This window comes from Streptomyces tremellae (genome assembly GCF_039540215.1).
Classification (GTDB): domain Bacteria; phylum Actinomycetota; class Actinomycetes; order Streptomycetales; family Streptomycetaceae; genus Streptomyces; species Streptomyces tremellae.
The window spans coordinates 26,321-39,527 of sequence record NZ_BAABEP010000056.1; the positions used below are offsets into that span (position 1 = coordinate 26,321).

Consider the following 13,207-nt stretch of genomic DNA (forward strand, 5'->3'; position numbering starts at 1 on the left):
CCTCTCAGAGCTTGATCTCGATGTCGACGCCGGCCGGAAGGTCCAGGCGCATCAGCGAGTCAACGGTCTTGGGCGTCGGGTCGAGGATGTCGATCAGGCGCTTGTGCGTGCGCATCTCGAAGTGCTCGCGCGAGTCCTTGTACTTGTGCGGCGACTTGATGACGCAGTACACGTTCTTCTCTGTGGGCAGCGGCACCGGGCCCGCGACCGACGCACCAGTGCGCGTCACCGTCTCGACGATCTTCTTCGCCGAGGAGTCGATGACCTCGTGGTCGTAGGCCTTGAGCCGGATGCGGATCTTCTGTCCCGCCATGGCTGCTTCGAATTCCCGTTCTCTGTCTTACGCTCTGACGCCGATGGCCGACCCACGCGGTCGGGCGTGTCGCGTTCCCTCCACGGAAGACCGCAGAGCGGAATCCCTACCAGGGGGAAACGGAACCGGGCCGACCAGAGAGGCCGACCGCCACCGGTGCCTGGCCGGCACCCCGCCACGCTTCCCGGAAGATTCCCGTACGTCCGCCCCAGCGCTGCCCGGAGAGGCAGTTGGGGCGACGAGTACTGTGGGACTCGCTTCCAGTCCCCCCGGCGGGAGGCGCGCAGCATCGGCACTCAACCGAGCAACCGGACCAGTGTGCCACAGGGCCGCCGGGCCTGGCCAATCGCGACCGAGAACCCTACCCCACGGCCATACGTCCGAATCGTCGCCGCCCGCGGGGGCGCCCGGACGGGCGTATCGCGGGGGCCGGCGAGCCGCCCCCGCCCGGAGCACGGGCGGAGCCGGCACCGCCTCGGGGACCCGGCTCGCGCCGCGGGGGCCGCCCGCCGGAGCCCCGGCCCGCCCGCCGCGGAGGGCCGCCTCGGGGACGGTCCGCGCCCGCGGCGCGGGGACCCCGTTCCCCTCTCGTCGGCACCCGTGCGCCCGCCTTCACAGCTGCCGGGCGCGTCAGGCCGCGAGGGGCGCGGCGCCGCCGAGCTCCCGGCCGTGCGGGGTGGACGCGGCCGACCTGACCACGGCGGTCCCGACATCGACACCGATGATCACGCCGTCCGTCATCGGGCCACCGGGCCGCGCGGCCCGGTCCGCGCGTCCAGCGCGAGGCTGCGCGCGATGGCGGCGGCGTGGCCCGCGATGTCCTCGACGGTGGGGCCGCGCCGGTTGAGGAAGCCGCTGCGGTAGAGGGCGGCGTAGCCGTGGCCCGCGGCGATCTGCCGTTCGAGCAGCCGCAGCGCGGCCCGCGCCTCGCCTCCGGTGATCTCCAGGGCCGCGGGCAGCAAGGCGTCCATCACGCCGCGCCCGGCCGCGAGCAGCTCCGGGTCGCCTGCGCCCTGGAGTTCTTCGGCGAAGATCAGGTCGAACCCCGAGCCGTGCTCGGCGGCGAACCCGGTGTACACGGCGATGGCCTCGGCCGAGTCGGCGACCGCGTCGGAGTCCGGGCCCGCGGCGGGACGCGCCTCGTGCAGGGCGGCGGTCAGCCGGTGGGCCGCGGTGACGGCGGCCGCGGTGAGCAGCGCCTTGCGGCTGGGAAAATGCCGGTAGGGGGCGCCACTGCTGACGCCGGCCCTGCGCGCGATGTCGGCGACGGACACCGCGCTCATGCCCTGTTCCGCGATGACGGCGAGCGCGGCCTCGACGAGCGCGGCCTTGAGGTCGCCGTGGTGGTACGTCTCCCGTTTGGGCACGCGCCCCCTCCTTTCGGCCTCATGCAGATGTAAGAGACATCTTACATTACTCACGCGCCCCTCTGCCCCCCTCCGCACCCCGCCGGGGACGTTTGCCTCAATGGAAGAGGTCTCTTACATTAAAGTAAGAGGGCTTTCACATGCATCGAGCAGACCGAACGAGGAGGAAGACGATGCCCGGGACACTGGACTCGACCGTCGCCGTCATCACCGGCGCGAGCAGCGGTATCGGCCGCGCCACCGTGCTGCGGCTCGCCAGGGAGGGCGCGGCCGTCGCCCTGGTGGCGCGCCGCGCGGAGCGCGTGGAGCAGCTCGCCGAAGAGGTCGCCGAGCGCGGCGGCCGGGCGGTGGCCCTGACCGCCGACGTCACCCGCGCCGACGCGGCGGCCGACGCCGTCGCCCGGGCCGTGGAGCGCTTCGGCCGGCTGGACGTCCTGGTCAACGCGGCCGGCGTGATGCTCAACGGCGACTCGCTGCGCGCCAGGCTCGACGAGTGGGACCTGATGGTCGACGTCAATCTGAAGGGCCTGCTGTACATGACGAAGGCCGCCCTGCCGCACCTGCTCGACGCCGCGGCGTCCGGCGGCCGCGGGGTCGCCGACGTGGTGAACGTCAGCTCGGTCGCCGGGCGGTCGGCCGCGCCGACGGTGGCGGTCTACAACGCCACCAAGTTCGGCGTCACGGCGGCCACTGAGTCCTGGCGCCAGGAGTACGCGCCGCACGGCGTGCGCTTCTCCGTGGTGGAGCCGGGCGCCGTGGACACCGAGCTGTTCGGCCACCAGCAGCAGCACGCCCAGGACGTCGAGAACGACCGGTTCGCCGGCGTGGAGAAGCTCCACCCCGAGGACATCGCCGACGCCATCGCGTACATCGCCACGGGACCGCGCCGCCGCGCCGTCAACGAGGTCGTGATCCGCCCCACCGACCAGGCGTTCTGACCACCGCGTTCCCCCGCGCGCGACGCCCCCGTACGCCACCCGCGTGCGGCACCTCCGTACGACACCCCTGCGACGTCCCCGTACGAGATTCCGGAGAGAAGCCAGCCATGAGCACCATCCCCGCCTACGCCGCCCCGTCAGCGGGCGCGCCGCTCGCGCCCACGACCATCACCCGCCGCGCCGTGCGCGGCGCCGACGTGCGCATCGCGATCAAGTACAGCGGCGTCTGCCACACCGACGTCGTCCAGACGTCCGACGGCTGGGGCAAGGGCCTCTACCCGATGGTCCCCGGCCACGAGATCACCGGCCTCGTCGTGGAGACGGGCCCCGACGCCACCAGGTACGCCGTCGGCGACCGCGTCGGCGTCGGCACGTACATCGACTCCTGCCGCACGTGCGAGGCGTGCGAGGCCGGCCTCGAGGTGTACTGCCTGAACGGCTGCACCTCCACCTACAACGCCGTGGACCGGGACGGCGAGACGACGCAAGGGGGCTACTCGGGCGAGATCGTCGTCGACGAGCGGTACGTCGTCCGCATCCCCGACAGCCTGCCGCTGGACGCGGCCGCTCCCCTGCTGTGCGCCGGCATCACCACGTACTCGCCGCTCGCGCACTGGAAGGTGGGCCCCGGCACGCGGATCGCGGTCCTCGGCATGGGCGGCCTCGGACATGTCGCCGTGCAGCTCGCGCACGCGATGGGCGCCGAGGTCACCGTGCTCTCCCGCACTCTCGGCAAGAAGGACGACGGGCTGCGGCTCGGCGCGGACCACTACTACGCGACCGAGGACCCCGCGACCTTCGAGGAGCTGGCCGGCAGCTTCGACATCGTCCTGTGCACCGTCTCAGGCGCGCTCCACTTCGACCGCTACCTGGGCCTGCTCAAGCTGGACGGCACCCTCGTCAACGTCGGCGCCCCCGACGAGGACATCACCATGAACAACTGGGCCCTCATCCCCGCACGCCGCTCCTACGCGGCGTCCTCGGCGGGCGGCATGCCGGAGATCCAGGAGATGCTCGACTTCTGCGGCGCGCACGGGATCACCGCGCAGATCGAGACCGTCCGCGTCCAGGACGTCAACGACGCGTTCGCGCGCCTCGAACGGTCCCAGGTCCGCTACCGCTTCGTCATCGACATGGCCTCGCTGGAAGCCTGAGCGAACCGGCGGGGCGGCCGGCGCGCCCGGCAGCCCGGCCGCTCAGTGCCGCGGCCGGGCGCCGCCCGCCTGCTGGGCGGGGGCGCCGTGGTGGCGGCGGTAGTGGCGGGCGACCCTGGCGCGGTTGCCGCACGCCCTGGTGCACCACTCCCTGCGCGAGTGGTCCTTGACGAAGTACCGGTCGCAGCCGGGCGCGAGGCAGGCGCGCAGCCGGGCGCGCCGGGGCCCGGCGAAGAGTTCCACGGCCTGCCGTGCCACACAGGAGACGACGAAGTCGCCGTACCCGGCGTCCGTGCCGCACTCCTCCGCCGGCTCCTCCCCCGCGGGCCAGGCGAGCACGGGCCAGACCGGCGCGAGGCCGCTGAGCCGGTTCACCGTCTCCACCGCCGCCTCCGGCGCGGGCGCGTCCGCCCCGGTGAACTGCGGGGGCGCGTCGGTGACTTCGGCGGCGAGGGCCCGAAGAGCCGTACGGAGGTCGCAGAGGCCGCGGGCGTCCGCCTCGTCCAGCAGGACGGCGGGTGGGGCGCCCGCGCCCGGGGCGGCGGCGGCCGGGGCTGCGCCGCCGGCCGCCAGGGCGGGCAGCCGGGGTCCGATCGCCGCGACCCAGCACCCGGCCCGCTTCGCGTCGCCGACCAGGTCGTACATCGGGCCACCCCGGTCGATGTGGACCGAGTTCATCAGCTCGACCGGCAGGGGTTCTCCCAGCAGGGCCTCGCGCAGGGCCGTCCCAAGCTCCATGACACCCAGTCTACCTACCCGCCTAATGCTTATAGAGAATCCAAGCATTTGACAGTCGGGAAAGAGCCATGCCACGATCACTAACGATTGAAGACGCATCAAGCATTAGCCGCTCCTTTCCGACCGGGGCGGTGCGCGGATGCGCGGGAACGTGCCGCACAGGCGGCCGTCGAACCATGAGAGAGGCGAGCGAGATGCCGCGACTTCCCGAGATCGACCCGGCGACCGCGACCGGCAGGGCGGCCGAGCAGTTGGCCGAGGCCCAGAAGGCCATGGGCTCGGTCCCGAACCTGATCAAGGTGCTGGCCAACAGCCCGGCGGCCGTCAAGGGGTACCTCGCCATGAACGGCGCCCTCGCCACGGGCGTGCTCCCGCACGCCGTGCGCGAGCGCATCTCGATCCTCACGGCCGAACTCAACGGCTGCGGCTACTGCCTGTCGGCCCACACCTTCATCGGCGGCGAGTTCGCCAAGCTCGACAGCGACGAGCTGGCCGCCGCCCGCGAGGGCCGCTCGTCCGACCCCCACGTCCAGGCCCTGCTCTCGCTCACCCGAAGCGTCGTCGAGCACCGCGGCCGGGACGGGGAGCAGGCCGTCGCGGCGGCCCGCGCCGCGGGCGTCACGGACGCGGAGATCACCGAGGTCGTCGCCAACGTCGCCCTCAACGTCCTGACCAACTACTTCAACGAACTGGCCGGCACCGACGTCGACTTCCCCGTGGTCACCCCGCACACCCGCTGAGCACGCGCGCCGGCGCGCGGGACGCCCCAGGGGCCTCGCGAGTCCCCTGGGCCCGGGTCCCCTACGGGGCGTCCCAACGCGCCGCCAGCTCCTGCGGCTTGCGGAAGACCAGGCCGTACGGGGTGCTCGGCCGGTCCGTGTCGAGCCGCAGACCCGGCAGGCGCTCGAAGCAGGCGCGCAGCGCGATCACCGCCTCGAGCCGCGCGAGGTGCACGCCGAGGCAGTAGTGCGGGCCGTGCGCGAAGGCCAGCTGGAGCCGGGAGTTGGCGCGCCGCGGGTCGAAGCGGTCCGGCTCGGGGAACACCCCGGGGTCCCGGTTCGCTCCGGCGAGCGAGACGACGACGAGGTCCCCTCCGGCGATCCGGGCGCCGCAGAGCTCCGTGTCGCGCGTGGCGTAGCGGTCCACGACCGCCGCGCCGGGTTCGAGCCGCAGGGACTCCTCGACCGCGCCGTCGAGGAGCGCCGGGTCGTCCCGTACGGCGTCGGCGAGGGCCGGCTCCGAGAGCAGGTGGTACAGGGCGTTGGCGATCATGCCCTCGGTGGTCTCGATGCCGCCGAACAGCAGCACGGCGGCGTTCGACGCGACCTCGGGCAGGCCGAGCCGACCGGCCGCACCCGCAAGCAGCGAACCGCCGCCCCCCGCCCGCAGGGTCGAGGCGACCGCGTCCCGCAGCGCCGCATAGGCGGCCGGGCCCTCGGCCCCCGCCTCCTCGCCCCGCGTGAGCCGGTCGACCGCGCGCACGATGGCGTCGTACCAGCCGAGCACCTCGGGCACGGGCACCTCGGCAAGCCCCAGCACGTCGGCCATGACCACGGCGGCGAGCGGCCCCGCGAAGCCGCGCCGCAACTCCCCGCCGCCCGCGGGCGCGAGCGCGTCGAGCAGCCGGGCCGCCTCGCCCCTGATCGTCTCCGCGAAGGCCGCGTGCACGGCGCGCGGCTTGAACGGCTCCACGAACGGCTCGCGGTGCCGCGCGTGTGCGTCCCCGTCGAGCGAGAGCATGCTCGGCCCGATCACCCGGGCCGTGGTGAACCGCGGGTCGTGCACGGTGAACGTCTCCGCGTCCCGCATCACCCGCACGGCCGGCTCCCGCGCGGTCACCAGCCACCCGCCGAGCGCCTCCACCCACACCACGGGCCCCGCCGCCCGCAGCCGCGCGAGATGCGGATGCGGATCGGCGGCGAGGTCGGCGAGGGTGAGCACGTCGGCAGAGACCATCCGCCGAGAGTAGCCCCGGGGCGACGCCCGGACGTCACACCTCCCGCAGCACCTTCTCGATGAACGTCCGCGACTCGCGGGGCGTGCGGGCCTGCGCCCGGATCGCCCCGTAGCGCAGCCGCAGCGGCCGTACGAGGCGCGGGGCGGAGACGACCGGCGCGGGCGATCCTTCCTCGCAGTGGGCGAGGGTGGTGCCGTCGGGAAGGCCGAGCAGCCGCAGCTCGCCGTCAAGGCCGGCGTGCGTCTCGATGTCCGTCGGCATGACCTGGAGGGTGACGTTGCGCGACTCCCCGAGCTCCAGCAGGTGTTCCAGCTGCTCACGCAGGACGGCGCGACCGCCGAGCGGGCGCCTGAGCACGACTTCCTCCAGCACGAAGGAGAGCATCGGCGGCGGTGTGCGCTCGAAGACCGCCCTGCGCGCCGTCCGCGCCTCGACCAGCCGGTCGATGGCGTCGGGGGCGCGGGCCGGCAGCCTCATCCCGAACACCGCCCGCGCGTGCGCAGCCGTCTCCAGCAGCCCCGGGACGTTGTGGCGCGCGTACTGCCCGATCTCGGCGGCCTCCGCCTCCAGCCGGATCAACCTCCTTGTGAGAGAGGAGCGTTCGACCCGTGCGAGGTCCCGCTTCATCCCGGCGATCCGGCCGCCCGCCCGAAGGACCTCGTCGGCGCGCTCCAGGAACTCCGCCTTGGGGATGCGGGTGCCTGCCTCGATCCCGTGCACGAGGGCGTCGCTGTAGCCCAGCGCGTCCGCGAGCTCCGCCGCCCCGAGCCCGGCACTCTCCCGCCAGAGCCTCACCTGCCGTCCCACGACGGCCGCGACGGCGCTCGCCCCTTCGTCCGCGGCCCCTTCGGGTTCCACGCCCCCGCCCCGCCCCACCACTCGCTCACGCACCGCGCACGCACCGCCTTCCTCTGCCGTACCTCCGATGGAAAAGGCACGGTGTACCCCGGGGCAGGCGGCCCTGCGGAAGGACAGTCACTGCCCGTACGCCCGTGTTTACCCACAACAGTAGCGGTAGCGGACAACGCTGTGTGACGAGACCAGGAGAAGCCCGCGGCCTCGGCGGCGCCCTTCCGCGCGGCTCCCCGGCCGGGCAGCATGGCTCCGCGAGGACCGGGGCGCGACACGGGACGAGGGGGCGGCGGCGTGGCGGAACAGCCACCGGAGGACGCGGCGGCCGGGGCGGGCGGGGTGGCGCTGACGGTCCGAGTGGCCCCCCATCCGGTCGCCGCGCCCTTCCACCGCCTCCTGACCCGGCCGGCGCTCAGCGTCGACGGCGAGGAACGGATCGGCCCCTGGGGCAGGTTCGAACTGCGGGTATCCCCCGGGGCGCACGAGGTCGGCGTCGCCTTCCGCTACCGGGGCCGGAGCCGCGCCCGCCTCGGCGGGGCACGCACCAGGCTGACGGTGCCCGAATCCGCGTCCCACGTCGAACTCCACGCCCGACTTGGCCCGTTGAACAGCGACCCGTTCCGCTTCCGCCCACCGGTGGTGCGCTGAGCCCGCGCGTACCGACGCACGGACGCGGCCCAGGGCCGTACGGCAGGGGGCGCCCCTGCCGTACGCCGGCCTGGCGTGGGCTCAGGCGTTCGGGTCGAAGGGGATGCCCTGCGGCTTGGAATTGTTCAGCGCGTCATGGAAACGCGCGTCGTTGATCTTGATGGTCGCCTCGCCGAAGTCCGCGTTCATGAGTTTGTCGCGCAATCCCGCGGGATATCCGTTCCATCCGACAAGGCGCGGATAGAACCAGTTGCCCGTGGCGTTCTCCGCGGGTTCGTCATTGCCGTTGGCGAAGCGGAAGTCGTGGGTCGAGGCCCCGTCCTTGTGGTAGACGACCTTCGGGTGCGTGCCGTCGAAGCGTATGTCGGAGGCGGGCGCCACCTGGTAGCCGGCGTGCTGGGACACCGAGACGTACTTGACCTGGTTGTCGTTGGTCCACACCACGACGTGCTCCCAGTCGTGGGTGTGGCCGATGGCGAGCGGGCCGAGCGTCGCCTGGTCCTTCTCGAAGTAGCTGGCGTACACGACCGCGCACCAGTCGTTGTTGCACTTCTCGCGCGAGTACGTGTTGGCGTTGTCGAGCTGGGCCGGGTCGTGGCAGTGGCCGTTGACGTCGCCGCCCAGCTTGAGGCCCGGGTTGAGGGTGCCGTCCGGGCTGATGGCGGCGGTGGCGTAGCAGCCGTCCCCGTCGTAGTCGTACGCGGGCGAGAAGGTCTGTTCGAGCCCGTCCGCGTTCTGCGGGAGCGAGGGGAGGACGTCCGCGCTCGCCTGGCCGGGAAGACCGACCACCAGCAGCGCCGCGCCGAGCGCGCCGGCGGCGAGCGGCCGGCGGGACCGCCCGCGCCCCCCGGGGCGCGCCGTCCCGCCGGAACCCACCATGAAAGACCGCGTCCCGCGCACGCCGGCTCCTCAAGAAAAAGGGGGGCGCCGACCATGGGCGCCCGAATTCACCGCATTCCGTTTTCCTGGTGCGGCGTCAGGCTAGCCGCGTCTCAAAGGAGTTGGCAAGGAACTCCAGACGAAGAGATTGCCGGAACGCCGCCACACCCGACATTCCCCGAAATCACCGTGCACATTTCTGCGGGTCTTGGATCGCGGCCGCCACCTTGTCGTGGCGCGCCGCTCCGGAAGGCGCCCACCGCGCGGCACTCGTCGGACGGCCCGCAGGCGGGATGCATGGCGCGGGCGAAGCGGGTAATCCGCTCACCATGCTTGGCACAGGGAAAGGGCACGGAGAGCACGAGGCGCGCGGTGGCCGCGGCGCGGTCGGCCGGGAGGCGCGGAGCGGGCGCGAGCCGGGTGAGGGGCCGGACGAGCGGGTGGAGCGGCAGGCCCCCGACTCCCCGGTCGAGCTGACGGAGCAGTCCTGGAAGGCGGTGCTCAAAGGCACGTTCAGAGAGTTCAAGAAGGACGAGCTGACCGACAAGGCCGCGGCGCTCACGTACTACAGCATCCAGGCGCTGTTCCCCGCGCTGCTTGCGCTCATCTCCCTGCTCGGCGTGGTCGGGCACTCGGCGACGCAGCAGGTGCTCGACAGCATCAGGAAGCTCGCGCCGGGACCGGCGAGGGACATCCTGACCACCGTGGTGCGACAGTTGGAGGGGCGCGCGGGCGTCGGCTCCGTCATGGCCGTCGTGGGTCTGCTGCTCGCGGTGTGGTCGGCCTCGGGCTACGTCGCGGCGTTCATCCGTACCGCGAACGCCGTCTACGACGTGCCGGAGGGCCGGCCGCTGTGGAAGGTGCTGCCGGTGCGCCTCGGCGTGACCGTCGCGCTGATGGTCCTGGCCGTGGTCAGCGCGCTCATCGTGGTGTTCACGGGCGGCGTCGCCCGCCACGTCGGCGACGCCATGGGCGTGGGCGACACCTTCCTCACGGTGTGGTCGGTCGCCAAGTGGCCGGTGCTCGTGGTCCTGGCCACCGCCATGATCGCGATCCTGTACTGGGCGACGCCGAACGTGCGGATGCGCGGCGTGCGCTGGACCACGCCTGGCAGCTTCCTCGCACTGCTCGTCTGGGCCGTCGCCTCCGGCGGCTTCGCGCTGTACGTCGCCAACTTCGCCTCGTACAACAAGACATACGGCACCTTCGCGGGTGTGATCGTCTTCCTGGTGTGGCTGTGGATCACCAACCTGGCGATCCTGCTCGGCCTTGAGTTCGACGCGGAGCTGAGCCGCCAGCGGGCCGTCGCCGGCGGCCATCCGGCGGACGAGGAGCCGTACCTCCAGCCGCGCGACACCCGGGAGTGGGACGAGGAGGACCGCGCACGCCTGCGCGCCACGGCGCGCACCCGCCGCTTCCGCGCGCCCCGGGCACACCCCGGGCCCCGGGGGACGTGACCGGCCGCCGCGCGGGTACCCGGTGCGGGAGCGGGGGCCCGCGGCCGCCTCGGTCCCGCACCGGGACCCCGCTTCGGACCGCACCGCGGACCCGGCCTCGGACCGCGCCGCGGAGCGCACTCCGGACAGTCGAGAAAGCGAGAAGGACAGGGTGAGGAGCCATGGCATCAACCGATCTCCATCGCACCGACAGCGGGACGCAGGACTCGGTCAGCGAACTGGTCCAGCGCGCCTCCCGCGAACTCTCCGAACTCGTCCGCGACGAGATGCGCCTCGCGCAGGCGGAGATGGCCCGGAAGGGCAAGCGCTTCGGCAAGGGCGGCGGCCTCTTCGGCGGCGCGGGACTCGTCGGGGTCCTCGCGCTCCAGGCGCTGACGGCCGCGGCGATCGCCGCGCTCGCCCTCGTACTCGATGTGTGGGCGGCGGCCCTGATCGTCACCGGCGTGCTCGCGGCCACCGCCGCGCTGATGGCGGCGCTCGGCAGGCGGGAGATCGGCCGGGCCACCCCGCCGAAGCCCGAGCAGACGATGGAGAGCGTCAGGGCCGATGTCGCCGAGATCAGGGAGAAGGCACACCGATGAGCAGTCGGCACGACACCGCACACACCACGGAACACATCAGCGAAACCACCGAACACACCGGCGAGAACACCGCGGGAACCACCGACGCGGCCACCCCCGAGGAGCTGCGGGCGCGCGTCGAGGCGACCCGGGAGGAGCTCGGCGAGACCATCGGGGCGCTCGCCGCGAAGGCCGACGTCAAGGCTCGCGTCCAGGAGAAGACGGACGCGGTGCGGCAGCGGGCCGCCGAACGGTCCACCCGGCTGCGGGACCGGGCCGCGCAGGCGGCCCAGGCGGTGCAGGAGCGCACGCCGGAGCCCGTACGCGAGAAGGCGGGCCAGGGCGTGCGCACGGCGCGCGCCCACCGCACCCCGCTGCTCGCGGCGGCGGGCGGCGCGCTCGCCGCGACCCTGCTGGTCGTACGCCGTACCCGCAGGCGCCGCGGCTGAGCACGGCGGCCCCGGGTGGTGCTCAGCCGCGGCGGCGCACCGGATCGGGGACGGCGTCCGCCCTGGGCGCGCCCTTCGGCAAGCACCCCGACGGGCGCCTCAGCGGCCCCGGACCCGCACGGGCCCGGGGCCGCTCCCCGTCCGGCGAAGGACACCGCGCCCGGCGCCGGTCCCGCGCCGGGCCAGGCACACCCCGCGCGAGAAACGCCCGCGACGGCGCGCACCCGCCCACCCGGCATACGCCCGCACGCCGCGCGCACCCGCCCAGCGCACGCGCCCCCGTACGGCACGCACCCGCCCAGCGCACGCGCCCCGTCCTCACCGCTCCCCCGCGCCTCCCAGCACTCCGAGCTCCCGCAGGCTCTCCGCCGTCTCCACGACCGTGGTCTCGACGGGCCGCGGGCGCCAGCCCAGTTCCTCGCGTGCGCGGTCGTTGTGGATGACGGGGCGCGGCAGGTCCGCGCCCTCCGCCTCGCTGGTGGGCACGCGCGCGGCGAGCTCGCCGAGGCCGCGGCGCAGCACCCCGGCCACTTCGAGGAAGCTGGTCGCGGGGCCGTCCGCGACGGCGAGGTAGCGTCGGCCGGCGGCCTCGGGCGCGGCCATCGCGCGCAGGTGCAGGTCGGCCACGTCCCGCACGTCGACCACGCCGAAGCGGGCGCGCGGCGCGACGGCGAGCGCCCCGTCGAGCATCGCCTTGACCAGCTGGGCCGAGGAGCCGAGGGCACTGGTGAGCGTGGGTCCCAGGATGAACGTCGGATTGACGACGACCAGCTCCGTGCCGCCGCCGTCCCGCTCCATCAGGTCCCACGCGGCGCGCTCGGCGATCGCCTTGGAGCGCGGGTAGGGCGCGAGTCCGGGGGTGTCGGGGTCGGTCCAGTCGTCCTCGGTGTACTCGGCGCCCGGCTTCGGCGTATAGCCGACCGCGGCGAACGACGACGTGAGCACCACCCGCCGCGCCCCCGCGTCGCGGGCCGCGCGCAGCACCCGCAGCGTGCCCTCGCGGGCGGGCACGATCAGCTCGTCGGGGTCGTCCGGCTGGGCGACCGGGATCGGCGAGGCCACATGGTGGACCTCCGCGCACCCCGCCACGGCGGCGGGCCAGCCGTCGTCGGACATCAGGTCGGCGGCGACGACCTCAAGGCCCGCGTCGTCGGCGCCCCCGCGCCGCACCGCGGCCCGCAGGTCCGCCTCCCTGGCCAGGGAGCGCGCCGTCGCCCGCACCGGACGGCCCGCCCGCAGCAGCGCGGCGATCAGCTGCGTGCCCACGTAGCCTGAGCCCCCGGTGACCAGTACCCGGCTCATCGCGCCACCCCCAGCCCACCGACGACGTCCACGAGCCGCCGTACCGCCTCGTCCTCGGCCGCGCCGTCCCCACGGTCGCGCGCGTCCCACAGCGCGGCCTTCTCCCGCAGGTAGTCGAGGCGCGCGCGCTGGGCGGCGATCTCCCCCTCGATGCGCTCGGCGTGCCGCAGCAGCAGATCGCGCTGCGCGCCCGCGGCCGACCGGCCGCGTGCGCGGTTCGCCAGGTAGGTACGCATGTCGTCGATGCCCACGCCGACCGCGCGCAGGCAGGCGAGCGCGTCGAGGGTGTCGATGTCCGCGCTGCGGTAGCGCCGGTGCCCACTCCGCTCGTCGCGGGCGATCGGGCCGACGAGCCCGACGTCCTCGTAGTAGCGCAGCGTCGGCTCGCTGAGCCCGCTGTGCCGGGACACGTCCTGAATCGTGTACGTCGTCATGCAGCGCAGCAGAACACACCTCAAGCGCTTGAGGTCAAGCACACCACACCCCACCTCCCCCGCACACCGCACCGCGGGGACGCCCCTCCGCACACCACACCGCGGGGGGGTGCCTCTATGTCGTTCGTCAATCTCGCGCTGCCGGTTTCGCTGGTGTTG

The 13,207-nt window shown here is 73.8% G+C and carries 15 protein-coding genes; 7 read left to right on the forward strand and 8 right to left on the reverse strand.

The window, feature by feature from the left end:
- Positions 1-4: 4 nt before the first annotated feature.
- Together rpsJ and ABEA77_RS27405 are read right to left on the reverse strand one after the other, a co-directional pair.
- The gene (gene rpsJ / locus ABEA77_RS27400) at positions 5-313 is read right to left on the reverse strand and encodes a 30S ribosomal protein S10 (RefSeq protein ID WP_003948644.1); all 309 of its coding nucleotides are present in this window, start codon (positions 311-313) and stop codon (positions 5-7) included.
- Positions 314-1,050: 737 nt separating this feature from the next.
- Positions 1,051-1,680 carry a TetR/AcrR family transcriptional regulator gene (locus ABEA77_RS27405; protein ID WP_345653085.1) on the reverse strand — a complete coding sequence of 210 codons (630 nt, stop codon included), beginning with the start codon at positions 1,678-1,680 and terminating at the stop codon, positions 1,051-1,053.
- Between the two features lie 173 nt (positions 1,681-1,853).
- Between ABEA77_RS27405 and ABEA77_RS27410 the strand changes: the two genes are divergently transcribed.
- Positions 1,854-2,618 (forward strand): SDR family NAD(P)-dependent oxidoreductase, encoded by a 765-nt coding sequence (locus ABEA77_RS27410; RefSeq protein ID WP_345653088.1) that lies wholly within the window; start codon positions 1,854-1,856, stop codon positions 2,616-2,618.
- A gap of 107 nt (positions 2,619-2,725) precedes the next feature.
- The gene (locus tag ABEA77_RS27415; protein ID WP_345653091.1) at positions 2,726-3,772 is read left to right on the forward strand and encodes an NAD(P)-dependent alcohol dehydrogenase; all 1,047 of its coding nucleotides are present in this window, start codon (positions 2,726-2,728) and stop codon (positions 3,770-3,772) included.
- Between the two features lie 42 nt (positions 3,773-3,814).
- Here ABEA77_RS27415 and ABEA77_RS27420 read toward each other — a convergent pair whose 3' ends face one another.
- Complete coding sequence (locus ABEA77_RS27420; RefSeq protein WP_345653092.1) at positions 3,815-4,510, reverse strand: CGNR zinc finger domain-containing protein; 696 nt, start codon at positions 4,508-4,510, stop codon at positions 3,815-3,817.
- 194 nt (positions 4,511-4,704) lie between these two features.
- Between ABEA77_RS27420 and ABEA77_RS27425 the strand changes: the two genes are divergently transcribed.
- Complete coding sequence (locus ABEA77_RS27425; RefSeq protein WP_345653094.1) at positions 4,705-5,250, forward strand: carboxymuconolactone decarboxylase family protein; 546 nt, start codon at positions 4,705-4,707, stop codon at positions 5,248-5,250.
- A gap of 61 nt (positions 5,251-5,311) precedes the next feature.
- Here the strand turns inward: ABEA77_RS27425 and ABEA77_RS27430 are convergent, their stop codons facing one another.
- Positions 5,312-6,466 (reverse strand): cytochrome P450, encoded by a 1,155-nt coding sequence (locus ABEA77_RS27430; protein WP_345653095.1) that lies wholly within the window; start codon positions 6,464-6,466, stop codon positions 5,312-5,314.
- A 34-nt stretch (positions 6,467-6,500) separates the two neighbouring features.
- Positions 6,501-7,325, reverse strand: coding sequence for a helix-turn-helix domain-containing protein (locus ABEA77_RS27435; RefSeq protein ID WP_345653096.1), 825 nt, complete (start codon positions 7,323-7,325; stop codon positions 6,501-6,503).
- Positions 7,326-7,613: 288 nt separating this feature from the next.
- Between ABEA77_RS27435 and ABEA77_RS27440 the strand changes: the two genes are divergently transcribed.
- Positions 7,614-7,967, forward strand: a complete 354-nt coding sequence (locus tag ABEA77_RS27440; protein WP_345653098.1) for a hypothetical protein — start codon at positions 7,614-7,616, stop codon at positions 7,965-7,967.
- 81 nt (positions 7,968-8,048) lie between these two features.
- Here the strand turns inward: ABEA77_RS27440 and ABEA77_RS27445 are convergent, their stop codons facing one another.
- Positions 8,049-8,846 carry an NPP1 family protein gene (locus ABEA77_RS27445; RefSeq protein ID WP_345653119.1) on the reverse strand — a complete coding sequence of 266 codons (798 nt, stop codon included), beginning with the start codon at positions 8,844-8,846 and terminating at the stop codon, positions 8,049-8,051.
- A 329-nt stretch (positions 8,847-9,175) separates the two neighbouring features.
- On the opposite strand from ABEA77_RS27445, the gene ABEA77_RS27450 reads away from it, so the two are divergent.
- From ABEA77_RS27450 to ABEA77_RS27460, 3 genes are all read left to right on the forward strand, one after another.
- The gene (locus ABEA77_RS27450) at positions 9,176-10,303 is read left to right on the forward strand and encodes a YihY/virulence factor BrkB family protein (RefSeq protein WP_345653100.1); all 1,128 of its coding nucleotides are present in this window, start codon (positions 9,176-9,178) and stop codon (positions 10,301-10,303) included.
- A gap of 161 nt (positions 10,304-10,464) precedes the next feature.
- Positions 10,465-10,884: a phage holin family protein gene (locus ABEA77_RS27455; protein ID WP_345653103.1), complete on the forward strand. Its 420-nt coding sequence runs from the start codon at positions 10,465-10,467 to the stop codon at positions 10,882-10,884.
- Complete coding sequence (locus tag ABEA77_RS27460; protein WP_345653106.1) at positions 10,881-11,312, forward strand: DUF3618 domain-containing protein; 432 nt, start codon at positions 10,881-10,883, stop codon at positions 11,310-11,312. The genes ABEA77_RS27455 and ABEA77_RS27460 overlap by 4 nt, the downstream gene beginning before the upstream one ends.
- A gap of 318 nt (positions 11,313-11,630) precedes the next feature.
- On the opposite strand, the gene ABEA77_RS27465 is transcribed toward ABEA77_RS27460, so the two are convergent.
- Both ABEA77_RS27465 and ABEA77_RS27470 read right to left on the reverse strand, forming a co-directional pair.
- Positions 11,631-12,614, reverse strand: a complete 984-nt coding sequence (locus ABEA77_RS27465) for an NAD-dependent epimerase/dehydratase family protein (protein ID WP_345653109.1) — start codon at positions 12,612-12,614, stop codon at positions 11,631-11,633.
- Positions 12,611-13,048 carry a MerR family transcriptional regulator gene (locus tag ABEA77_RS27470; RefSeq protein ID WP_345653112.1) on the reverse strand — a complete coding sequence of 146 codons (438 nt, stop codon included), beginning with the start codon at positions 13,046-13,048 and terminating at the stop codon, positions 12,611-12,613. Before ABEA77_RS27470 ends, ABEA77_RS27465 begins: the two co-directional genes overlap by 4 nt.
- Positions 13,049-13,207: the final 159 nt, after the last annotated feature.